This is a genomic window from Methylophaga muralis (assembly GCF_001720165.1).
In the GTDB taxonomy this organism is placed as follows: domain Bacteria; phylum Pseudomonadota; class Gammaproteobacteria; order Nitrosococcales; family Methylophagaceae; genus Methylophaga; species Methylophaga muralis.
Window position 1 is genome coordinate 1 of the sequence record NZ_MCRI01000035.1, and the last position, 21,883, is coordinate 21,883.

A 21,883-nucleotide genomic window follows, 5' to 3' on the forward strand; every position below is an offset into this window, starting at 1 on the left:
GTTAACGGCATTTCTTCAACAAAGCGGATCCGCACAATGGATTTGATACTTTTAAAACCATATTTCCACGGCACCACCAATCGAATCGGTGCGCCATTTTGTCCCGGCATCTCACGTCCATATAAACCCACTGCCAGTAAAGTCAATGGATGCATTGCTTCATCCATTCGCAGGCCTTCTAGATAGGGCCAGTTCAATACACGGCGACGTTGTCCGGGCATTTGCTCCGGATCATACAAAGTAGTGAATTCGACAAATTTAGCTTTAGAGTTGGGCTGGGCCTGTTTAAGAATTTCAGCTAATGGAAACCCTACCCAAGGTATCACCATAGACCAACCCTCAACACAACGGAGCCTATAAATCCGTTCTTCCAATGTCTGGGTTTTGATTAGTTCGTTGTAATCATATTGACCCGGTTTATCGCACTCACCATCAATGGTGATCATCCAGGGTTTACTGCGATCAGGAAAATCGGCAGCTAATGTGGATGGGGATTCTTTATCAGTACCAAACTCATAAAAATTATTATAAGTAGTGATGGATTCGTACGTGGTGAGTTTTTCTTCGGTAGAAAAAGTACTTTGCTGTAGATCGGCAAAAGTCTCACCAGTGGGTGCTTTGGCAGCAAAACTGAATGGCATAGCGCCCGCTGCAGCTAAACCTGCAGCACCATTGATAAACTGTCTGCGGTTCAGATAGACCTGATAATCGGTAACTTCGGATTCTGGAATATCCCACGAACGTTTTTTACGAATCCACATGTATCACCTCATTTGGCATATAACGTTTAGCTAACCAGTAATCAACACTGATATAACGGCCAGCGCCGATAAAAAACAGTGCCAGCAACATCACAAAATAGGTTGCGGCAAACTCAATACCATTATTCAGTACAACAAAGCTGCCATGTTCCGTCAGCCAGCTATAATTTCCATGTTCCTGCAATATGGATTTGGCTCGATCCAGTCGCTCTATTGCGGCCGGAGCAGTATCGGCGGCAAACGCACTCATCGGATCATGAATGGCCTGCCAACCGTTTTTCCAGTGCACACTGAAAGCCGCGACCAACATAGTGATCATTAAGGGAATACTGACCCAGCGCACGGCGAAACCGAGTAACAATAAAATGGCACCGAAATATTCAGCGGACCATGCGAGGTAAGCCATCAGCTCTGGAAATGGCAAACCCAATCCCCAATCAGGATTGGCAAACCAGTCAATAGTGTTTTGCAATGAACTGTCAGGATTAAATGGATTCCACTTGTTATTGGCAGCTATCCAGAAAACCGGTATCAGGTAAGCTCTCAATAACAGTGGTGCAACGAAGTCAACTTGTCGGGTAGCGTTCAATAGCTGCTGTAATCGTTGTAACAAGGTAATCATATTCATTCCCCTTAGAGGAAAACAGGGGCTTTACGCCCCTGTATATCACTAATGATGTTTACTGAATAAATCAGTTACCACCACATTTACCTTCGCCGCATTTACCTTCTTTATCTTTTTTGCTGTCTTCACCACACTTGGCTTCGCCACATTTGCCTTCTTTATCTTTTTTAGCATCTTCGCCACATTTGGCTTCTCCACATTTACCTTCGCCATGATCTTTAGCCAGCTGCATATAGCCGTTGTTCAAATCAGTCGATTGGAATGGATTGCTATCCGCCGCAGCCATAGGTGAAAGGGCCAGACCAGCAGTCATTGCTGCACTGGCAGCCAACGCGATAGAAGTTTTTTTGTTCATAGCCATGTCTTAAATTCCTTATGTTGTAAATCTCATTATCAGCCCGTCTCAAAGATCAGGCTTGTTAGCATAGACTGACGAGCAATTCGTTTGTTACAAATTAATCTGAAATTTTTTACCAGGCCAATTTTGCTTTAACTACAGATGAAAATATCCGAACCCAGATGAAATTTGTGTTTAGATAAAAAAATCTTTGTAAACTCATCCAACCTTATATTGATGCACTTGACACCATGACTGATCAGTTACAGCGGCAGGACTTTATAAATGATGCTGCATTAGTTGAAGGAATGCTGGATGGCGATTCGGCGTCATTTGAAATGGCCGTAGCCTTATATCATCCAACAATGGTTAATATCGCCAAGGCTATTATTGGGGAAGCTTTTGCTGAAGAAATTGCTCAAGATGCCTGGATTTCGGCTATCCGCTCCCTGACAGAATTTGCAGGTCGCAGCAGCTTACGTACCTGGTTGATTCAAATTACAGCCAATGCCGCTAAGACCAGATTACGTAGAGAAAAACGTCAGGTTTCGCTAGATGAAAACTGGCAAACCAACGAGATGGAAGATCGTTTTGATCATTCAGGGCACTGGGGAGAACCGGTTTCACAATGGGATCTTGAAACACCGGAAGCCATTCTTGCCAATAGTGAACTCAGCGATATTATCAGTCAGACCTTCGAACAACTGCCGCCGCAACAACAGGCGGTATTAACTTTATATGATTTGGAAGGTGAATCAATGTCAGACATCTGTAACATTCTCGATATCTCTGCGTCTAATGCTAGAGTGTTGTTGCATCGTGCTCGCTCAACTATCCAACAGAAAATCGCTCAATATCAGGACCATTTTTAACATGCTTAAATGCCGCGAAATTGAACAAATGGCCAGTGACTATCTAAATAAAGATCTGTCATTTCAGCAACGCATGGCGTTCAAAATGCATTTATTTCTTTGTCATAACTGTCGTAACTATATACGTCAGCTTAAAACCACTATTTCCAGCGTTCAGTTAATGCCGGCTAAACAATCGGTAGTAATAGATGACAAAGTGAAAGATTTGGCTAAACAACTTAGAGAACATGCCAGCAAACAATAGTCTTGTCTGCTGGCAATTTATCAGCCGCTTAACTAATTATTTCTGATACTTCTCTTTCCACTCGTCATAAGGCATACCATAAACATGCTCACGTGCAGCATCGTAATCCATTGCTACACCCTGCTGTTCTGCAGCGGCGAGATACCATTTAGATAAACAGTTACGACAAAACCCAGCCAAATTCATCAAATCAATATTCTGCACATCTTTACGTTCTTGCAGGTGAGCGACTAATCTGCGAAACGCCGCAGCTTCTAGTTCAGTTTGTGTTTGTTGATCCATATTCATTCTCTTCATATAAAAAACAATTAACTTGATGCCCATTTTCCAGCACAGTGAGTGGTGGATAATTTTCATGGCATATAGGCATAACATGCTGACAGCGCTGATGAAAGTGACAACCAGCCGGTGGGTTGGCAGGTGAAGGCAGCTCCCCTCTGACAGCCACTTGCAACTCCTGTTTGTTCAAATCCGGTACTGCAGCTAATAAGGCCTGCGTATAAGGATGTTTCGGTGCATCCAATACCTGCTGACGTGTGCCCTGCTCCACAATTCTGCCCAGGTACATCACCGCAACACGATGTGCCAGATAATCTACTACGCCAATATTGTGGGTAATAAATAAAAATGACAGCCCGAACTCATGCTGTATATCCCGCAGCAAATTCAGAATTTGTGCCTGTACCGATACATCCAACGCACTAGTCGGTTCGTCACACACAATAACTTCAGGTTCTGTAGCTAAGGCTCGAGCAATACAAATCCGCTGCCGTTGACCGCCGGAAAACTCATGCGGATAACGATGGCGGATATCGGCTCGTAAACCGACTCGTTCAAGTAATGAATCAATGTATTTAGTCTTGGCAGCGGGCTCTTTACGAAACTTGCTCGCACTTATCGCTTCGTCGATAACCTGCTCAATAGTCATCCGTGGATTCATCGAGGAAAACGGATCCTGGAAAATGATCTGCAGTTGACCACGATAAGGTTTTAACTGACGTTGAGAAAGCCGGTTCAGCACCTTCCCCTGAAAACGCACTTCACCGGCTGTCACCTCAACTAACTGTAAAATGCCTTTACCAACGGTCGTTTTGCCACAACCCGACTCACCCACTAATGCCAGCGTTTCCGCATTATGTAATGTCAGATTGACGCCATCCACCGCCTTAACCTGACCCACTTGGCGTTGCAAAATACCTTTACGGATGGGGAAATGAACTTTTAAACCCCGGATATCTAATGCATGGATTTGTGATGGAACCACATCTGAAAGATGGGATGCATGGGATGGTTTAAGCAGATTTTCTGCTGAAGCCGTCACCGTAGGATCGTATAGATGGCAACGCACGCCACGTTCATTAGTCGCTATCCAGCTTGGTTCATGCTGATGACAGTGATCCCAGGCAAGATCACAACGATCGGCAAATCGGCAGCCAATAAATGTTTGATTCAATGGCGGCACATTGCCTTTAATCACCGTCAAACGTTGATCACGTTTTTGCTCGCTGGGTAAAGCTTCAAATAACTTTTTTGCGTAAGGATGCTGTGGATTGGCAAAAAACGACTGCCGATCTGCTTGTTCAACAATTTGCCCGGCATACATAACGGCAATGTGATCCGCCATTTGTGCAGCCACGCCCAAATCATGAGTGATAAGCAAAATCGCCATGCCGGTATCACGTTGGATCTGTTTCAATAAATCGAGGATTTGCGCCTGAATGGTTACATCCAATGCTGTTGTCGGTTCGTCGGCAATCAGTAACTCGGGTTCACCAGCTAATGCCATGGCAATCATGACCCGCTGTTTCATGCCACCGGACATTTGATGCGGATATTCTTTCAGGCGTCTTATGGGATCAGGGATACCAACTGAATCCAGTAACTTTAAACTGCGTTGCTGTATTTCCTGTGGCGATAACTTGAAATGCCAGCGCAGTGTCTCGCCAATTTGTTGACCAATGGTTAACACAGGATTCAACGAACTTTGAGGTTCCTGGAAGATCATTGCCACCCGACGTCCCCGCACCGATTCCATCTCAGCTTCGGAGAGTTTAAGTAGATCCAGTCCATTCAGATTAATTTCGCCGGCCACAATTTTACTGGCTGGATAAGGATTTAATCTGAGTAGTGACAAAGCACTTATGGATTTACCACAACCAGATTCACCTAATAAGGCAAAGGTCTCGCCTTGCTGAATGGAAAAGTCTATGCCATCAACAGCTTTAAATGGCTGTTCTTTACTGAGAAACCAGGTTTTTAGCCCTTTAACTTCCAGTAAAACCGGGGAAGTCATCTCGCCCCCTGCATTCTTGGATCAAATGCATCACGCACCACATCGGCAAATAAATTAGCTGCCAATACCAGAATAAACATCGATATAAACGCAGCGGTTAATGACCACCAGACGACGGGTTCACGCGCCATTTCAAGTCGGGCACTGTTGATCATATTGCCCCAACTGATCATTGAAGGATCGACGCCGACTCCGACATAGGATAAAACCGCTTCCGCGAGTACCAGACCACTGAAATCCAATACCACAGTAATCAACACAATATGCATCAGATTGGGCAGGATATGCCGATGCAAGATACTAAAATTACTTGCCCCTAATGATCGGGCAGCCAGCACATATTCCGCTTCACGTAATTTGAGTGTTTCTCCACGCAATATCCGGCATAGGCCCGTCCAACTTGTGACGCCAAGTATCAAACAGAGAAATAACAAGCGCATATCTGCACGTTCGGCAATCGTGGCGAAGTGATCAGGATTTGTGTTCATATAAACCTGCAGCATCAACACCGCAGCCGCAATTAATAACACGCCGGGAATAGAGTTTAAGGTGGTGTAAATATATTGAATGACATCATCAATCCAGCCACGAAAATAGCCAGCGCTGATCCCCAGAAAAATAGCCAGTGGCAACATTATCAAGGTAGTCAACGTGCCAATTGCCAGTCCTGTTCTAACACTTTTCAAAGCCTGATAAAGCACACTTTGCCCGACTTTATCAGTACCAAACACATGGTAATACTGGCTGAGCATAACCAGCGTTACGCTTATCCAGACAAGCAAAAATATCATTAGATAAAAAGTACGGACAGGATAATCAGATTGACCATGCATTAACCGTTTCAGCTCGGTCAGAAGCGCATGCTGATAGCGCAGTTTCCGATACACGATATAAAGGGCAATCAACAAAACAATAAAAGTTATGGATGCAAAGGTGCTTTTCAGCACAATGTTTCGCACGTCCGCCCATTTTTCTGTTTCAGACGTTAAATGCTGGGCTGCGTATTCTAATCGCGGATGGCTATATTCCAGCTGGCCACCTTTTACAACCTGCATTTCTTTAACAAATAAACGTGTTGCAAGAGGTGCGGAATAGGTTTTTTCAACCTGAGTGCGAATCGGTGAAACCATCCAGTCGAGCACACTCAGCACTTCAGTTGAATAGTGTTGCTGATTATTATCAGCAGAGGCTAAGGCAACACGAAAATGTAGCGAATCAAGAAAACCGATAGTGACGTAGCTGAGCAGGATAATGACTGAAATAACACCGCGTTTACGCTGCATCACCATTACCCAGGGAGCACGTAAATGCGGCTTACTTCGAAGATAAAAGATACCTGCTGTGATGACAGCGAGCAAAATAAAAATCAGTATGTCGGTCCACAAGAATACCGGCAGAAAGGGCATGGCTGTCCTTATATTGATTTTCTGAGGCTGGATATATCCACTTTAAGTGCTTTCGGCAATGAGAAAGCAATATTTTCAATCTGACCTTTGTCTTCGGTGACGTATTCGACGCCCAGCATTTTGAGTTTATCAACCACCGCCTGCACAAGCGATTCAGGTGCTGAAGCACCAGCGGTCAAGCCTATTTGCTGTTTATCTTTAAGCCAGTCTACATTTATTTCATCCGCATTATCGATAAGATAAGCTTCTGTACCAAGTTTATTCGCTAACTCTTTGAGTCGATTGGAGTTAGAGCTGTTTACCGACCCTACAACCAACACCAGATCACAGTTCTGTGCCAGCCGTTTTACCGCATCCTGACGATTCTGTGTGGCATAACAAATATCATCTTTACTCGGGCCAATAATATTTGGAAAACGTTCACGCAAAGCGTCAATCACCAGTTTGGTATCGTCAACCGATAAAGTTGTCTGGGTCACAAATGACAGATTATCGGGATCATTCACTGTCAGCTTGGCGACATCAGCAGGAGATTCAACCAGATACATTGCACCTTGGTCAGATGTGTATTGACCCATGGTGCCTTCTACTTCTGGGTGACCTGCGTGGCCGATTAGAATACATTCTCGTGCCACTTTTTCATGTTTGGCTACTTCCAGATGCACTTTGGTCACTAATGGACAAGTCGCATCAAACACTTTCAGTCCGCGTTGTTTGCCCTCTTCCTGCACCGCTTTGGAAACACCGTGTGCACTGAAAATCAATGTGCTGTTATCCGGTACATCGGATAATTCTTCAATGAAAATCGCGCCTTTATTGCGCAGATCTTCGACTACTGTGCGATTGTGAACCACTTCATGACGAACATAGATCGGCGCGCCAAACAGTTCCAAGGCTCGCTCGACTATTTCAATCGCGCGATCCACTCCAGCACAAAAACCTCTTGGATTGGCTAATACCAATTTGGTCATTTACAACACTGCCTTTGGATAAGAACCTAAAACACGGAAAACCGACGATTCCGACTCCAGCTCTTTTAATGCACTGGCAACAATCGGATCCTGACAATGGCCGTCGATATCGATAAAAAACACGTATTCCCAAATACCTTTACGAGAAGGTCGGGATTCGATTCGGCTCATACTAATACCTTTGTCAGCCAGAGGTTTAAGTAAGTTTTGTAATGCACCCGGTTTATTTTTAGTTGAAACCAGAAGTGCTGTTTTATCGACGCCTGACGGTCCAACATTCTGATTACCAATCACCAGAAAACGTGTGGTGTTACCCGCCTCATCTTCAATATTACTGGCCAAAACTTTCAAGCCATAAATTTCAGCAGCTGTACTGGCGGCAATGGCCGCACTATCCTCGCCCATTTCTGCCACTCTTTTGGCCGCTTCAGAGTTACTGTCTAATGGAAATAACTCTGCTTGAGCTAACTGGTCACCTAACCATTGTCGGCATTGTGCAAGTGCTTGAGGATGTGCATAAACCTTTTTAACATCAGATAATTGCGAAGCATTACTCAACAAATAGTGATGTATCGGAAGCGTAACTTCACCATTGATTTTTAATGGTGAACTGACAAATCTGTCCAAAGTATGATTGACCATACCTTCGGTTGAGTTTTCCACCGGCACCACACCATAACAAGCATATTCGGTTTCAACGGCGCTGAAAACGTTAGCAATTGTGCTTACTGGATGAAGCTCGGCGGAACCACCGAAATGTTTTAAAGCAGCAGCCTGGGTAAACGAGCCTTCAGGTCCAAGATACGCAATACGCAAAGGCTTTTCTGCGGCAAGACAAGCCGACATGATTTCACGGAATAATCTGGCCATTTCTTTATCAGATAACGGGCCGGTATTACGTTCCATCACCTGACGTAAAATCATTGCTTCACGTTCAGGCCGATAAAAATCGGCTTGTTCGCCGGATTGCTGTTTAATTTCAGCAACCTGATGCGCAAGCGCTGTGCGTTCGTTTAATAAACTCTGTAATTGCTTGTCGACTTTATCAATCTGTTCACGAACGGCTTGAAGTGCTTGTTTCTCGGACATGGTTAACCAAACCTGCGCTCAAATTCAGACATAAACCAGATCAGTTTATCTACACCGGCTTCCGGCATTGCATTGTATATGCTGGCTCGCATTCCACCCAAATCCCGATGGCCTTTCAGTGTTAACAAGCCTTCTTTGGCTGCATCCGCGAGAAACTGTTTATCCAGATCACTGTTCGCTAAGGTGAATGGGATATTCATCCATGAACGGTAACGAACATCCACCGGATTGGCATAAAAATCACTGCCATCAATTGCAGCATACAGTTTAGCTGCTTTGCGTTGATTGATTTCCGCCATGCCCTGCAAACCGCCCTGTTGTTTCAGCCACTGAAACACTAGCCCAGCCAGGTACCAGCTATAAGTGGCTGGCGTGTTATACATTGAACCGTTATCTGCATGGATTTTGTAATCAAACATCACCGGTGTGCCTGGTAAGGTTTTACCCATTAAATCTTTGCGAACGATAACGATACACAAACCGGCAGGGCCAATATTTTTCTGTGCGCCAGCATAGATCAAGCCAAAACGATTGACATCACATGGGCGAGACAAAATGGTGGAAGACATATCGGCAACTAATGTTGCATCACCAACTTCAGGAATTTCAGCAAATTCCAAACCATGAATTGTTTCGTTCGGTGTGTAATGCACATAAGCAGGATTATCCGACAACTGCCACTCGGCCTTATCTGGAATCGTACGGTAATGTGATGGCTTGGCATCGACGACAACATTTACTTTGGTATAACGACTGGCTTCAGCAATGGCTTTTTCCGACCAGGCACCGGTATTCAAATAATCTGCATGTGTATGTCCATGCAGCAAATTCATCGGAATCATCGAAAACTGGCTGGATGCACCGCCCTGCAAAAACAGCACGGCATAATCATCTGAAATACCCATCAAATCACGCAGATCGGCCTCAGCCTGCTCAGCGATCGAAGTGTATTCCGGACCACGATGACTCATTTCCATCACCGACATGCCGGTACCACGCCAATCCAACATTTCCTGTTGTGCAATCAGCATTACATCGTCCGGCAGCATCGCTGGGCCGGCACTAAAATTATAGGCTCTCAAATTGCTTATTCTTCTGTTAAATCATCGGTATGTGGCAAGTCGTCAATATCAACTTCTTCATTTTCGTCTTCAATGACGCGCTCTAAACCAACCAGTTTCTCATCGTTGCTCAGATTAATCAGACGCACACCTTGCGTATTACGTCCTACCAATGAGACATGTTTCACCGGTGTGCGAACCAGCGTACCGCCGTTGGTAATCAACATGATTTGATCTTCTTCACAAACTTGCACCGCTCCAACCACCTGGCCGTTACGCGCTGAAGTCTGAATCGAGATAATGCCCTGACCGCCACGACCTTGTACACGGTATTCTTCAAGGTTAGTACGTTTGCCGTAACCGAATTCAGTTGCCGTCAGAATCGCGCCTTCCTGCTGAGCAATAATCAGCGAAATAATCTGTTCACCATCGGCCAGGCGCATACCACGAACACCGCGAGAAACGCGGCCCATAGAACGCACATCAGTTTCAGGGAAACGAATAACTTTACCGTTGCTGCTAAACAGCATCACATCAGACTCACCATCGGTTAACGCTACACCCACCAGTTTGTCATCGTCTTTCAGATCTACGGCAATAATACCGTTGGCCCGTGGACGTGAATAATCGACTAATGGGGTTTTCTTAACGGTACCGCTGGCAGTTGCCATAAAGATAAATTTATCCGCTTCAAACTCACGAATCGGCAATACCGCATTGATGCGTTCGCCTTCATCCAACGGCAATAAGTTCACAATTGGTTTACCACGGGCAGTACGACCGCCTTGTGGTAATTCATAAACTTTCTTCCAGTAAACCTTACCGGCACTGGAGAAGCACAATAAGGTGTCATGTGTATTGGCAATAAACAGATGTTCAATGAAATCTTCATCTTTCATTGACGTTGCTGCTTTGCCCTTACCGCCACGACGCTGCGCTTGATAAGTATCTAACTGCTGCGTTTTGGCATAACCGGCATGCGATAAAGTGACCACCATTTCTTCTTCGGTAATCAGATCTTCTAAGGTTAAATCAAGATGCGTATCCAGAATTTCAGTACGACGGTTATCGCCGTATTCGTCATTAATCGCAACCAACTCACCACGGATAACGGCCATCAGATTGTCAGGGTCACTCAGAATAGCCAGCAAGTCGCGGATTTGATCCAGAACTTCACGGTATTCCTGCAGGATTTTGTCTTGTTCCAAGCCAGTCAATCTATGCAGACGCATATCCAAAATGGCTTGGGCTTGTACTGGAGATAAATAATATTGACCATCAACCAGACCGAACTGGGCGGCTAAATCTTCTGGACGTGAAGCTTGTGCACCAGCAGCGCCGAGCATTTCCAGAATCATCTCACTGCGCCAGCCTTGAGCCAATAATGCTTCTCTGGCTTCAGACGGGCTTGGTGAGGCTTTAATCAGTTCAATAACTTCATCGATATTGGCTAAGGCTGTCGCCAGACCTTCCAATATATGAGCGCGTTCACGTGCTTTGCGCAGTTCATAAATCGAACGGCGTGTGACCACTTCGCGACGATGACGGATAAAGGCTTCAAGGATTGGTTTGAGGCCCAATGTACGTGGCTGACCATCAACGATCGCCACCATATTGATACCAAATACCGTTTGTAACTGGGTTTGCTGATACAGGTTATTCAGAATCACTTCCGGTACATCACCACGTTTGATGACCACTACCATGCGCATGCCGTCTTTATCAGACTCATCACGCAAGGCAGAAATACCTTCGATTTTTTTCTCTTTAACCAGTTCGGCAATTTTTTCCAGCAAACGGGCTTTGTTTACTTGATATGGCAATTCATGAACGATGATACTTTGCTGACCAGTCGCTTCATTGGTTTCGATTTCAGCGCGAGCGCGCATGTAAACACGGCCACGGCCGGTTTCATAGGCTTCAGCAATACCGTTAGCACCATTGATAATACCGGCTGTTGGAAAGTCCGGGCCCGGCACAAATTCCATCAACTCACGAGTAGTAATGCTCGGCTCATCAATAATCGCAATACAGGCATTAAGAATTTCAGTCAAATTATGCGGCGGGATATTGGTCGCCATACCAACGGCAATACCCGATGAACCATTAACTAATAATGCAGGGAATCGCGTTGGCAGAACTGATGGCTCGGATTCGGATTCATCATAGTTAGGCGTGAAATCGACTGTTTCTTTGTCCAAGTCGGCGAGCATTTCGTGGGCGATTTTCGCCATACGAACTTCGGTATAACGCATCGCGGCAGGCGGATCACCATCAACGGAACCAAAGTTACCCTGACCATCAACCAACATGTAACGCATCGAGAATGGCTGAGCCATACGTACCATCGTGTCATATACCGCAGTATCACCATGTGGATGATATTTACCGATAACGTCACCGACGATACGAGCAGATTTTTTGTATGGGCTGTTCCAGCTATTGCCTAATTCACGCATGGCATATAAAACGCGGCGGTGAACAGGTTTCAGGCCATCCCGGACATCCGGTAAGGCGCGTCCTACGATAACGCTCATTGCGTAATCGAGGTAGGACTGTTTCATTTCATCTTCGATACTGATCGAGTCCAGTTCCAGAGCAATCTCAGACATTTAATATTCTTCCAAAATGAACAAAAGCAAGCCTAGCTTGTTGAAGTTTCAGGCAAAAAATTTTGCTGAGAAAACTCGAACAGAAGCTAACCATAACAAAGCGATAATCCTACCACTCTGAGCGATTTCCTGCACGTTTATAAGATACTGCTAGGGTGTACCCGCTTTATTGAAATAATCGCTTAAATCCTGCTCCAAAGTCGCGAGAATTTCCTCAAGCGCATTTTGCCAGCCGGTTACAACGTTTTGCGAGGTGGTTTGGTCGATTGAAGCATCCACTCTAAAGCCAGTTTGAAATAACATCTTGCTGCGGTCAGCATCACCAGGGCTCATGAAAAACTGCATTTCCAACACAGCTTGCGGTGAATATCCGCTGCGATCATCACCGTAAAGTTTGGTCACGGCGGCTTCCAGCACCAAATCCGCTGGTTGTGAATCATCGGTTATCACATCACTGAACAAACCGCTTTTGGCTAACCAGCGTTGTAATTGTGAGGTAAACATTACCTGTGGATCGGTTAGCAGCAAGTGACCTGCTTGCGGTTGATATTCGCTCTCGCCCACACGAAACACGATATTTTCGGTTCGATAATGCGGAGCAATACGAATTGGTTTGATACGTAAAACACGATTCTGTGCAAACTGTGCGGCAACATTACCGCGATCAACATCAACAATATAAAAGCGTGGCTGAATATCGTCAGCCTCTTTACTCCCGCCTCCAAAACCGAAACAACCGGTCAAAAAACTAAACAGAACAATAACCAGTACTCTCTGCCATCTGTGAATCACGAAATGTTGTACTCCTAAATATTTCCGGGAAATTGCATTACAGTTGTTGTAATTGGTGTCGTTATAATACTGGTGGTGACCATCCCTTCTCAAATAAATAAGGTGTCTGATGGATGAAATAAAAAACAAGATCCGTGATATCGCAGATTTTCCCGAACCCGGCATTTTGTTCAAAGACATCACACCGTTGATGCAATCCCCCGTCTTACTGCGTCAGGCCGTTGAATTACTGATTGCACCCTACCGAAATGCTAATATCACTGCCGTTGCAGGAATGGAAGCACGAGGATTTATTTTTGGTTCACTTGCGGCATCAATGTTGGGTGTCGGTTTCATCCCCTTGCGCAAACCGGGCAAGCTTCCGCATACAACTCATAAAGTCGAATATCAACTGGAATACGGTGAAACCAGTCTGGAAATTCACACCGATGCTGTGGGTGAAAATGACAATATCTTAATCGTTGATGATGTGCTGGCAACTGGTGGCACTGCCAAGGCCAGCTGCGAATTAATTCAACTACTGGGTGGTAATGTGGTTGCCTGTGTATTTCTGATGGAACTCACCGCGCTAAATGGCCGTTCTCTACTGACTAATTTTAACGTGCATAGCGTAATCCAATACTAATGAAATTTTTACTGTTTTTAGCCTTTACCTCGTCTCCTGCGGCTGCCATGGTCTATCAATCAGCCGTACATGAAGCAAACTGGCAGATAGATCAATCTCCGCTGTCCTGCAGCTTAAAACACGAGGTGATAGATTTTGGTCAGGCTGTTTTTCATCGTGAAAATGGTGAGGCACTGCAGCTGTCGATTTCTACTCAAGATCATCCCGCATCCCAATCCAGTGCCGAACTGGTGATCATTAATACACCTTGGCAAAACGATATAGTCAGTCAGAAATTGATGACCTTGCCCGTGACCTATGGTCAGCGCGAGTTTATGGTGGATGGTAATGCGGCGAGAAAAGCTTTGTCAGCATTGCAACAAGGCCAATTCGTTCAATTGCAATATGCTTCACAAAGCAGCACACAACTGGTGAGCGTGATTTTATCCAATGTGCAATTTCTGCCAGCAATGCGTGAGTTTCAGGAATGCTCAGACAAAATGCACCCAGACAGTTTTGCCGATTTACAGTATTTCAATGTGTATTTTGAATCGGAAAAAGCCATTCTCGATAACAGTGCTTCACAGCGAATGCAGCGTTTGGCCGATTACCTCAAGGTGGATGACAGTATTTCACGCATAATTATCGAATCACATACCGATAGCTTTGGTCGCAAAGAACTCAATACTGAATTGTCAGAAAAACGGGCTCAAGTCGTCCAAGCCTTTCTGATTGAACAGGCTGAAATCGACGAAGGCATTATCGAAATGCACTCCTATCGTGATAATAAACCGGTTGCCGATAATAAAACGCCCGAAGGCCGTGCCAAAAATCGTCGTACGGAATTACGTTTAATTCGCTGAATGACGCCATAAAGCCAGCAAATCATGTGTGACTTTTTGATAATCAGTTGCTTTGGTAATCGCCGAAATCATTGCCACGGAACCAACACCGGTTTTATGCAATGCACTGGCTCGTGGCAGATCAATCCCGCCAATGGCGACCAGCGGCGTATGCCCGTCTAATAAGCGTATCCACTCAGCTAGGCGATCGAATCCCTGTGGTTGCCACGGCATCTGTTTGCTGTCGGTTTCGAAAATCGGACCCAGAGCAATATAGCTAGGATTTACTGCTAACGCTCTGGCCAGTTCCCAATAGGAATGGGTTGAAATGCCCAGCCGCAATCCAGCCTGTTCAATTTCCAGCAAATCGGCATCATGCAAGTCTTCCTGTCCCAGATGCACACCGTAAGCACCATTATCAATCGCCATACGCCAGTGATCATTGATAAAAAAATTAATATCACTGTGTTGATTTGAGATATCTACTGCGCTGGCAATTTCTGCATTGAGAAAAGCGTTATCGGTTTGTTTCAAACGCAATTGAATGGTTTTGATGCCAATAGTTAATAAACGATTAACCCAATCCGCACTATCAACCACTGGATATATCCCCAGCCGATCCGGACATTCCGGAAAACTGAAACTTTTGCCAATCAGATCCGGCGTATAACTCAACCGTGGAATATCCCGAAGTTCAACGGGTTGCCGTTGATGAGAAAACAACTGATAAGGGCCCATAGGCTGTGATTCGCGAATCCCGCGATTGATATAACTACGCGATAAAATCACCGCATCTCGGATATCTTCACCTTGTGCCAGATAACACGCCAGACTCGATGCAAGTACACAACCGGTTCCGCGAACATTTTTATTCAGTCGTGGCTGATAACAGTAAAATTGACTAAACGCATTGGCAAAATAATCTGAAACAAAGCTTTGATCGCCATGGCCACCTTTCACCAGACAGGCAGATAAACCATCCTCAATTAACTGACGAACCTGTTTCTCCACTGACCAATCTGAATTCGCTGAGATGTACTGCATCTCTGGCAGATTTGGCGTCAGCAAAGTAATCTTCGGCAATAGGGACTTACGCACAAAATTCAGTACGTCTGACGCAACCTGTTTTCCACCACTGGTCGCTGCCATCACCGGATCCATCACCACCGGCACATCATGAATTGATACAATCCGTTCAATCGCCTGGGCAATTTCAAGGTTTGGAATTAAACCAATTTTGATGGCTGCGATTTCAAAGTCAGCAATACAGCTTTCGTATTGCTTGAGAAATTTCTCAGCAGTTAACGGATTCAGCGCCCGCATACCATTTTGGGTCTGTTCGGTCACACAGGTCACTAACGGCACCGGATGAAAACCGTGATGACTGACCGTTTGAATATCAGCCGTAAGTCCGGCACAGCCTTGAGGATCTAGTCCACCAATTAATAAGATTGCAGTTTGATTTTGCTCAGCCATGTTGCTGCCAGATAGGTTGATCTAAAGTGGGTGTACTGGGCTTGGCGGAATCACGTTTTGGCATAATTCCCGCTTCAAACGCCAGACGTCCGGCATTGATGGATTGTTTAAACGCTTCGGCCATTAACGCTGGTTCCAGTGCTTCTGCAACGGCGGTATTTAACAGAATTCCGTCATAACCCAGTTCCATCGCTTGTACTGCATCAGATGGTTTACCAATGCCCGCATCGACCAGTAAAGTCATTCCCGGCAGGCGTTCTCTTAATGTTCTCAATGCATAGGGATTAAGCAATCCCTGCCCAGTACCAATTGGTGCACCCCACGGCATTAATACTTCACAACCGGCATCAGCCAGTTTCTGGCACAAAACCAAATCATCGGTGCAATAAGGGAAAACTTTAAAGCCATCGGCAATGAGGGCTTTAGTGGCTTCCAATAAGGCAAACGGATCAGGTTGCAGATTAAAGCTGTCGCCCAATACCTCCAATTTGATCCAGTCGGTTTCAAATAACTCTCGTGCCATATGGGCTGTTTTAATCGCCTCAGCTGCACTGTAACAACCTGCGGTATTAGGTAATAAATGACAGCCCAGCGCTTCAATCATATTCCAGAATTGCTGACCACTATTGGCCTGCCCGGCACTTTGCCGACGCAGTGACACGGTAATCACCTGAGCGCCTGACGCTTTAATGGCATCACACATAACCTGCGGTGAAGGATAAAGCGCCGTGCCGATAAATAAACGACTGCTGAGGGTTTGCCCGTAAACGGTCCAGTCAGATGCCTGCATGTCAGCCTCCACTGATAGGCGACAACACATCAATGCGATCGCCTGCTGATAATTGATAGGTTGGATATGCCGATTTGGCAACAATATTGTCGTTAATCACCACCACAAATCGGCCTTCTGTCCAGCCATGTTCAGCCAGAAAAACCTGCAAATTAGTGCTTGTGGTTTCCACGGACTGTTCATTCAAAATAAGTGGAATTGGTTGAATCGACTCAGCTTGCATAACGCACTCCCGAATCTGTGTATTCTGATAATTTTGTTAGTAATTGGTCGACCATTACCGGCCCCAGCAAATAACCATGCCGGTACAGGCCATTGATTTGATAACCCCACTCCTGCTGGCGAATGGTGGGTAAATGATCAGGCAATGCCGGTCGGCAATGCGCCCGCATTTCCAATACTCGTGCTTCGGCAAAACCTTTATGAATGCTGTAAAGCGCCGATAGCAATTCCATTGCACTTCGCACACTGACCGGCGACCGATCTTCGGATTCAATCACCGTTGCGCCAATCACATATTGCTGATCAGGGCGTGGTGCCAGATAGAGTGGATAACGTGGATGCATTAATCTTACGCACTGTTGCAGATTCACTTCCGGGGCATAAACACGCAGTACTTCACCGCGAACACCTCGTAAATCGCTTATATCTGACTTACTGCCATTGCCTCTGCAATCAATTACCGAGGTAAATTTATCTAGCAAATGGCCAAGCGTTTGCTGGCACAGCTGTTCCAATGTAGCGTTTGTTAACGTTTCAATCGGTTCAATGGTTTGCCAGTTGGCGTTTTTGGTTAGAAACTCACCGACCTGCTGATAAAACTGGCGATTATCCAGACAGCTCTCTTCCGGAAAATACAATGCTGACTGAAAGTTTTCAGCCAGTTCAGCAGACAGATTTTGTAACTGCTGACCGTCAATCTGCTGGTAATCAGTCATATCCAGAATATGCGCTGCACGACGCTGATAACGTTCCAGTTCAGCCTTATCGCCTTCATGTGCCACCACCAGTGTTCCGGTTTTCGGATAAAACACTGGCTTATCAAAATCAGCCAGCCATTTATCCCACAGCGCCTGACTTTGAATGCCCAGATCACGAATCGACCGATCTGCCGTCACCGCTTCGGTAAACGGCGCGATCATTGAAGCCGCAATAAAGCCGGCACTATCTGTACCGGCTTTATCATCTGATGACAGAATCGTCACGGCATGACCGGCCTGAATCAGACGCCAGCCTGTCAGGCGTCCAATCAGACCACTGCCGATAATCAGATAATGCTTCATAGCGCTTTCAATCCGGTCCAATCAAACCTGATGATAGATTTTGCTGCCAGCCGCCTTAAACTCTTCTGACTTTTCAGCAAACGCTTCTTTCACGTCATGTGAAATCTTCATTGAGCAGAATTTCGGTCCACACATAGAACAGAAATGCGCCACTTTGGCACTCGGTTTTGGCAGGGTTTCATCGTGGAAAGCCCGCGCGGTATCGGGGTCTAACCCGAGGTTAAATTGATCTTCCCAACGGAATTCAAAACGGGCTTTGGAAATCGCATCATCACGTTCATGAGCCCCTGGATGACCTTTGGCCAAATCGGCTGCATGGGCTGCAATTTTGTAAGTAATAATGCCGACTTTTACATCGTCTTTATTCGGCAACCCCAGATGCTCTTTAGGCGTCACGTAACACAACATCGCAGTACCAAACCAGCCAATCATCGCCGCACCAATGCCCGAGGTAATATGGTCATAACCCGGTGCAATATCGGTGACCAACGGCCCTAAGGTATAGAAAGGCGCTTCGTGGCAGACTTCCAATTGCAGATCCATGTTTTCTTTGATCTTGTGCATGGGCACATGACCCGGCCCTTCAATCATTACCTGCACATCATGTTTCCAGGCAATATGGGTTAATTCACCCAAGGTACGCAGTTCAGCAAACTGGGCTTCATCATTGGCATCAGCTTGTGAACCCGGACGCAAACCATCGCCCAGCGAGAACGAAACATCGTAGGCTTTCATGATTTCGCAGATATCTTCAAAGTGCGTGTACAAAAAGCTTTCTTCATGATGTGCCAGACACCATGCCGCCATAATCGAACCGCCACGCGAGACAATGCCGGTGGTGCGATTAACGGTCAGTGGAATATGTGCCAGACGAATACCGGCATGAATCGTAAAGTAACTGACGCCCTGCTCGGCCTGTTCAATCAACGTATCGCGAAACACTTCCCAGGTCAGATCTTCGGCAATGCCGTTTACTTTTTCCAAGGCCTGATACAACGGCACAGTACCGATTGGCACCGGTGAATTACGGATGATCCATTCGCGGGTCTGGTGAATATGTTTACCAGTCGACAAATCCATTACCGTGTCACCACCCCAACGCGTGCTCCAGACCATTTTTTCAACTTCTTCTTCAATCGATGAGGTAGTGGCAGAGTTACCGATATTGGCGTTGATTTTGACCAGAAAGTTACGACCGATAATCATCGGCTCAGCTTCAGGGTGATTGATATTGGCTGGAATAATCGCCCGACCTTCAGCGACTTCTTTACGGACAAATTCCGGGGTGATGTGATTGGGTTTATCGGCTGGCAATTCGCCTTTGGCTTGCAGTGCCGCACGGCCCATGCTTTCACGAATGGCGATATATTCCATTTCCGGGGTGATGATGCCCTGACGGGCATAGTGCATCTGGCTAACGTTTTTACCCGGTTTGGCTTTGCGTGGCAGACGACGATTGGTGAACAGTGGAATATCAAATTCCAGACCATCCTGATCACGGGTAAAGTTGGAACTGAACGCCGGTAATACTTCGGTATCGTCGCGCTCTTCAATCCATTTTTGACGAATCGGCGTTAAGCCTTTTTCCAGATCAATAGTTTCTGTGGGATCGGTGTAAATACCTGAGGTATCGTAAACCATCACTGGCGCATTCGGCTCACCTGGCAGATTGGGATCACGGTTCGGTGTATCAGTCAGAGAAATTTGACGAAATGGCACCCGAATATCATCACGACTGCCGGTAATATAGATTTTTTCAGAACCCGGTAATGGCTTGGTGGTAATGCCACTACGGTCTTTAATATCAATGACTTTTGGATTGGCTGCTGACATCTGATTTCCCCTTTTTGAATAAAAAAGTCGGGGAAATGAAAGTGTTGCGCTTTCGCGAACAAGGTGATGGAGATACACGGCGGCTACAGTCAGACAATCAGACGTACCGGCATTCCGGCTTGTTTCCTACGGAGGTTCTAGCCTCTTCAGGTTCAACGGGTTTCATCTCAGCCCTTTCTGATAATTCAGAGGGGGCACCCCGACAAGTGGAAATTATCTTAATCCACTAAATTGCCATTAAGCAAATCAGTGAATTCAAAAATCAGAGCATCGGATACAGAAAAAAGCCCGCACAGCCTAGAACAACCAGAATAAAAAAGAATTTCCCAAAGGGTATTCTGGACATCATCTCCAGCAAATCCGGCGGTTGATTTGCTGAATGCATCGGTCTGATGTCACGCTTAAACCGAGTAGATTTAGTCTTGGCATTGGTTTGTTGTCTTTCCAAATAGTAATCACGATCCTGTAATCCCATACCCAATCCCTCATGCCAGCACGATAATATTAAAATCTAAACCGGCCTCCATCGTATGCCAGATGGTATGATTTTGATGTAGGCAATTCAGCCAATTAACGAACCGTTTCTCAAAACGAAGATATTGATATGAGCAAAGACAAAAACATCGATGAGGAACTGGAATTATTTCGTGCTGAAATGAGCGATGCCGAACCAATCAAACATGACAAATTACTGCACATCAAACCACCGCCCCAACCCAAAGTCAGAAAACATATACCTACCGACCTGGTGAATGATCAAAGCGAATTTTCCAGTCTATTCGCCCCGGAAACTGTGGGTAATGAAGAATATCTGGAATACCGCGGCGACGGCATTCAAAACCGTCAATTCGCCAAACTCAAAAACGGCAAAGTACACCTCGAAGCCGAACTAGATTTACACGGCCTCACCCTCGCCAAAGCCGAACCCACCCTCTCCCATTTTCTCGAACAATGCCAGCAAGAAAAGATTCGCTGCGTCCGAATCATTCACGGCAAAGGCTGGGGATCACGCGATAACAAACCGGTTTTAAAAAGCAAACTCAATCACTGGCTCAGACAAAGCGATGCCGTGTTAGCGTTTTGCAGTGCAACAATTGAAGATGGTGGGACTGGGGCTTTGTATGTTTTGTTGAAAAGGCAGTTTGAGAAGTGACTTATAAATGGCCTTTTTAATCGATATATTTCGGGCCATCGGCCTTTTAATTGTATTTAATTTTTTTGTCTTTGATTATTCATATATCATTCAGTTGTTTAGAGAAAGCATGTTCAGTGGGCTCAGAATTAGATGGCTGCCCGCTAATAATTATTAGGCCAACGGCCTCCTCATTAATACACTGTTAGCTTTCATCAATGGAAGTAAGGAGTTTGGGATTGAAAACAGAAGATATAGTTGGTGAAAATGCTTTTGAGGCATACAAATGCATTCTGGATTATTTAAAGCACATCACCACTGTTTGTTCGGCAGTTTCTCTAGTTGGTATTGCGATTTATAAAGACATAGTAGTGCCAGATTTTCAATTTATGCTAATAGCATCAATTGGCTTTTTTATTGCTGCAGCCGGCACTTCAATAATTACCCATTTGGTTTTCTTAGTACCAAACTTCGAAGGCCAAAATAGAATTAAGTTTAAGAAAGATGCAGGCTTAGGGCTCATAATTACAATGTTGTCAGCCCTGTGTGGGTTCTTTTCCCTGCTTTTATACGTAGTTTTAACACTGCATGTAAAAAGCTAACAAGGTGCTGTAGTCGCTACGCTGGGATCTGCGTTTCGCTGCGCTTCACTTCGGCCCGCTATGCATGGAGTTAGAAATTCATGCAAATTGTGGCTGTTTTCGAGGCTTTAGGAAATAAACAATGAATTTACAAGAAAAACAACAATTAAGAAGTGCTTTCGACTCAATATTACGAGCGGATTACATTACTTTGGATAATTTAAGTGAACTTGGACATTTTAGAAGAATACTTTATTGATTTTTTTCGGAATACTACAA

The 21,883-nt window shown here is 45.3% G+C and carries 23 protein-coding genes and 1 riboswitch; of the genes, 6 read left to right on the plus strand and 17 right to left on the minus strand.

What is annotated here, in order from left to right; all coding sequences use genetic code 11:
* From msrP to A9E74_RS11425, 3 genes are all read right to left on the minus strand, one after another.
* On the minus strand, positions 1 to 761 hold a 761-nt coding region (gene msrP, locus A9E74_RS11415; RefSeq protein ID WP_069296747.1), incomplete at its 3' end, for a protein-methionine-sulfoxide reductase catalytic subunit MsrP.
* The gene (locus A9E74_RS11420; protein WP_069296748.1) at positions 748 to 1,383 is read right to left on the minus strand and encodes an HvfX family Cu-binding RiPP maturation protein; all 636 of its coding nucleotides are present in this window, start codon (positions 1,381 to 1,383) and stop codon (positions 748 to 750) included. The genes A9E74_RS11420 and msrP, both read right to left, overlap by 14 nt.
* 70 nt (positions 1,384 to 1,453) lie before the next feature.
* A complete protein-coding gene (locus tag A9E74_RS11425) occupies positions 1,454 to 1,747 on the minus strand; it encodes an HvfA family oxazolone/thioamide-modified RiPP metallophore (protein ID WP_069296749.1) in 294 nt (97 codons plus the stop codon).
* 227 nt (positions 1,748 to 1,974) lie between these two features.
* Between A9E74_RS11425 and A9E74_RS11430 the strand changes: the two genes are divergently transcribed.
* Both A9E74_RS11430 and A9E74_RS11435 read left to right on the plus strand, forming a co-directional pair.
* Entirely contained in the window at positions 1,975 to 2,595 is a 621-nt protein-coding gene (locus A9E74_RS11430; RefSeq protein ID WP_069296750.1) for an RNA polymerase sigma factor, read from the plus strand.
* 1 nt (position 2,596) lies between these two features.
* Positions 2,597 to 2,839: a zf-HC2 domain-containing protein gene (locus tag A9E74_RS11435; protein ID WP_069296751.1), complete on the plus strand. Its 243-nt coding sequence runs from the start codon at positions 2,597 to 2,599 to the stop codon at positions 2,837 to 2,839.
* Between the two features lie 36 nt (positions 2,840 to 2,875).
* Here A9E74_RS11435 and A9E74_RS11440 read toward each other — a convergent pair whose 3' ends face one another.
* The 8 genes from A9E74_RS11440 to A9E74_RS11475 all read right to left on the minus strand — a co-directional run bounded on the left by A9E74_RS11440 (position 2,876) and on the right by A9E74_RS11475 (position 13,063).
* The gene (locus A9E74_RS11440; protein ID WP_069296752.1) at positions 2,876 to 3,121 is read right to left on the minus strand and encodes a DUF1244 domain-containing protein; all 246 of its coding nucleotides are present in this window, start codon (positions 3,119 to 3,121) and stop codon (positions 2,876 to 2,878) included.
* Positions 3,099 to 5,132: an ABC transporter ATP-binding protein gene (locus tag A9E74_RS11445; protein WP_069296753.1), complete on the minus strand. Its 2,034-nt coding sequence runs from the start codon at positions 5,130 to 5,132 to the stop codon at positions 3,099 to 3,101. Before A9E74_RS11445 ends, A9E74_RS11440 begins: the two co-directional genes overlap by 23 nt.
* Positions 5,129 to 6,538 (minus strand): ABC transporter permease, encoded by a 1,410-nt coding sequence (locus A9E74_RS11450; RefSeq protein ID WP_069296754.1) that lies wholly within the window; start codon positions 6,536 to 6,538, stop codon positions 5,129 to 5,131. The genes A9E74_RS11445 and A9E74_RS11450 overlap by 4 nt, the downstream gene beginning before the upstream one ends.
* An 8-nt stretch (positions 6,539 to 6,546) precedes the next feature.
* The gene (gene ispH / locus A9E74_RS11455) at positions 6,547 to 7,509 is read right to left on the minus strand and encodes a 4-hydroxy-3-methylbut-2-enyl diphosphate reductase (protein WP_069296755.1); all 963 of its coding nucleotides are present in this window, start codon (positions 7,507 to 7,509) and stop codon (positions 6,547 to 6,549) included.
* The gene (gene pheA / locus A9E74_RS11460) at positions 7,510 to 8,598 is read right to left on the minus strand and encodes a prephenate dehydratase (RefSeq protein WP_069296756.1); all 1,089 of its coding nucleotides are present in this window, start codon (positions 8,596 to 8,598) and stop codon (positions 7,510 to 7,512) included. It lies immediately after the preceding gene.
* 2 nt (positions 8,599 to 8,600) lie between these two features.
* On the minus strand, positions 8,601 to 9,680 hold the full coding sequence (serC, locus tag A9E74_RS11465) for a 3-phosphoserine/phosphohydroxythreonine transaminase (RefSeq protein ID WP_084003065.1): 1,080 nt from the start codon (positions 9,678 to 9,680) through the stop codon (positions 8,601 to 8,603).
* A gap of 5 nt (positions 9,681 to 9,685) precedes the next feature.
* Complete coding sequence (gene gyrA / locus A9E74_RS11470; protein WP_069296758.1) at positions 9,686 to 12,271, minus strand: DNA gyrase subunit A; 2,586 nt, start codon at positions 12,269 to 12,271, stop codon at positions 9,686 to 9,688.
* 150 nt (positions 12,272 to 12,421) lie between these two features.
* A complete protein-coding gene (locus tag A9E74_RS11475; protein WP_069296759.1) occupies positions 12,422 to 13,063 on the minus strand; it encodes an ABC-type transport auxiliary lipoprotein family protein in 642 nt (213 codons plus the stop codon).
* A 109-nt stretch (positions 13,064 to 13,172) separates the two neighbouring features.
* On the opposite strand from A9E74_RS11475, the gene A9E74_RS11480 reads away from it, so the two are divergent.
* Together A9E74_RS11480 and A9E74_RS11485 are read left to right on the plus strand one after the other, a co-directional pair.
* Positions 13,173 to 13,688, plus strand: a complete 516-nt coding sequence (locus A9E74_RS11480) for an adenine phosphoribosyltransferase (protein ID WP_069296760.1) — start codon at positions 13,173 to 13,175, stop codon at positions 13,686 to 13,688.
* Positions 13,688 to 14,530, plus strand: coding sequence for an OmpA family protein (locus A9E74_RS11485; protein ID WP_084003066.1), 843 nt, complete (start codon positions 13,688 to 13,690; stop codon positions 14,528 to 14,530). Before A9E74_RS11480 ends, A9E74_RS11485 begins: the two co-directional genes overlap by 1 nt.
* Here A9E74_RS11485 and thiE read toward each other — a convergent pair.
* The 6 genes from thiE to A9E74_RS11515 all read right to left on the minus strand — a co-directional run bounded on the left by thiE (position 14,519) and on the right by A9E74_RS11515 (position 20,366).
* Positions 14,519 to 15,985 (minus strand): thiamine phosphate synthase, encoded by a 1,467-nt coding sequence (thiE, locus tag A9E74_RS11490; RefSeq protein WP_069296762.1) that lies wholly within the window; start codon positions 15,983 to 15,985, stop codon positions 14,519 to 14,521. The two genes, A9E74_RS11485 and thiE, sit on opposite strands and share 12 nt — an antisense overlap.
* Positions 15,978 to 16,775, minus strand: coding sequence for a thiazole synthase (locus A9E74_RS11495; RefSeq protein WP_069296763.1), 798 nt, complete (start codon positions 16,773 to 16,775; stop codon positions 15,978 to 15,980). The genes thiE and A9E74_RS11495 overlap by 8 nt, the downstream gene beginning before the upstream one ends.
* A gap of 1 nt (position 16,776) precedes the next feature.
* Positions 16,777 to 16,998 (minus strand): sulfur carrier protein ThiS, encoded by a 222-nt coding sequence (gene thiS, locus A9E74_RS11500; protein WP_069296764.1) that lies wholly within the window; start codon positions 16,996 to 16,998, stop codon positions 16,777 to 16,779.
* Positions 16,988 to 18,058 carry an NAD(P)/FAD-dependent oxidoreductase gene (locus A9E74_RS11505; RefSeq protein WP_069296765.1) on the minus strand — a complete coding sequence of 357 codons (1,071 nt, stop codon included), beginning with the start codon at positions 18,056 to 18,058 and terminating at the stop codon, positions 16,988 to 16,990. Before A9E74_RS11505 ends, thiS begins: the two co-directional genes overlap by 11 nt.
* A 21-nt stretch (positions 18,059 to 18,079) precedes the next feature.
* Positions 18,080 to 19,891 carry a phosphomethylpyrimidine synthase ThiC gene (gene thiC, locus A9E74_RS11510; protein ID WP_069296766.1) on the minus strand — a complete coding sequence of 604 codons (1,812 nt, stop codon included), beginning with the start codon at positions 19,889 to 19,891 and terminating at the stop codon, positions 18,080 to 18,082.
* 106 nt (positions 19,892 to 19,997) lie between these two features.
* A riboswitch (TPP riboswitch) is annotated at positions 19,998 to 20,103 on the minus strand.
* Positions 20,104 to 20,153: 50 nt separating this feature from the next.
* A complete protein-coding gene (locus tag A9E74_RS11515; RefSeq protein WP_069296767.1) occupies positions 20,154 to 20,366 on the minus strand; it encodes a hypothetical protein in 213 nt (70 codons plus the stop codon).
* 129 nt (positions 20,367 to 20,495) lie between these two features.
* Here A9E74_RS11515 and A9E74_RS11520 point away from each other — a divergent pair, with 129 nt between their 5' ends.
* Together A9E74_RS11520 and A9E74_RS11525 are read left to right on the plus strand one after the other, a co-directional pair.
* Positions 20,496 to 21,044 (plus strand): Smr/MutS family protein, encoded by a 549-nt coding sequence (locus A9E74_RS11520; RefSeq protein WP_069296768.1) that lies wholly within the window; start codon positions 20,496 to 20,498, stop codon positions 21,042 to 21,044.
* A gap of 218 nt (positions 21,045 to 21,262) precedes the next feature.
* A complete protein-coding gene (locus A9E74_RS11525) occupies positions 21,263 to 21,625 on the plus strand; it encodes a hypothetical protein (RefSeq protein ID WP_069296769.1) in 363 nt (120 codons plus the stop codon).
* Positions 21,626 to 21,883: the final 258 nt, after the last annotated feature.

Excerpts from the sequence above, each read along its gene's own strand:
- A9E74_RS11420 (WP_069296748.1), bottom strand. The coding sequence starts at position 1,383 with ATGATTACCTTGTTACAACGATTACAGCAGCTATTGAACGCTACCCGA.
- A9E74_RS11520 (WP_069296768.1), top strand. The coding sequence starts at position 20,496 with ATGAGCAAAGACAAAAACATCGATGAGGAACTGGAATTATTTCGTGCT.
- thiC (WP_069296766.1), bottom strand. The coding sequence starts at position 19,891 with ATGTCAGCAGCCAATCCAAAAGTCATTGATATTAAAGACCGTAGTGGC.
- A9E74_RS11425 (WP_069296749.1), bottom strand. The coding sequence starts at position 1,747 with ATGGCTATGAACAAAAAAACTTCTATCGCGTTGGCTGCCAGTGCAGCA.
- A9E74_RS11495 (WP_069296763.1), bottom strand. The coding sequence starts at position 16,775 with ATGCAGGCATCTGACTGGACCGTTTACGGGCAAACCCTCAGCAGTCGT.
- A9E74_RS11430 (WP_069296750.1), top strand. The coding sequence starts at position 1,975 with ATGACTGATCAGTTACAGCGGCAGGACTTTATAAATGATGCTGCATTA.
- A9E74_RS11515 (WP_069296767.1), bottom strand. The coding sequence starts at position 20,366 with ATGGGATTACAGGATCGTGATTACTATTTGGAAAGACAACAAACCAAT.
- gyrA (WP_069296758.1), bottom strand. The coding sequence starts at position 12,271 with ATGTCTGAGATTGCTCTGGAACTGGACTCGATCAGTATCGAAGATGAA.
- A9E74_RS11485 (WP_084003066.1), top strand. The coding sequence starts at position 13,688 with ATGAAATTTTTACTGTTTTTAGCCTTTACCTCGTCTCCTGCGGCTGCC.
- A9E74_RS11505 (WP_069296765.1), bottom strand. The coding sequence starts at position 18,058 with ATGAAGCATTATCTGATTATCGGCAGTGGTCTGATTGGACGCCTGACA.
- ispH (WP_069296755.1), bottom strand. The coding sequence starts at position 7,509 with ATGACCAAATTGGTATTAGCCAATCCAAGAGGTTTTTGTGCTGGAGTG.
- A9E74_RS11450 (WP_069296754.1), bottom strand. The coding sequence starts at position 6,538 with ATGCCCTTTCTGCCGGTATTCTTGTGGACCGACATACTGATTTTTATT.
- pheA (WP_069296756.1), bottom strand. The coding sequence starts at position 8,598 with ATGTCCGAGAAACAAGCACTTCAAGCCGTTCGTGAACAGATTGATAAA.
- A9E74_RS11440 (WP_069296752.1), bottom strand. The coding sequence starts at position 3,121 with ATGGATCAACAAACACAAACTGAACTAGAAGCTGCGGCGTTTCGCAGA.
- thiS (WP_069296764.1), bottom strand. The coding sequence starts at position 16,998 with ATGCAAGCTGAGTCGATTCAACCAATTCCACTTATTTTGAATGAACAG.
- A9E74_RS11480 (WP_069296760.1), top strand. The coding sequence starts at position 13,173 with ATGGATGAAATAAAAAACAAGATCCGTGATATCGCAGATTTTCCCGAA.
- A9E74_RS11445 (WP_069296753.1), bottom strand. The coding sequence starts at position 5,132 with ATGACTTCCCCGGTTTTACTGGAAGTTAAAGGGCTAAAAACCTGGTTT.
- thiE (WP_069296762.1), bottom strand. The coding sequence starts at position 15,985 with ATGGCTGAGCAAAATCAAACTGCAATCTTATTAATTGGTGGACTAGAT.
- A9E74_RS11435 (WP_069296751.1), top strand. The coding sequence starts at position 2,597 with ATGCTTAAATGCCGCGAAATTGAACAAATGGCCAGTGACTATCTAAAT.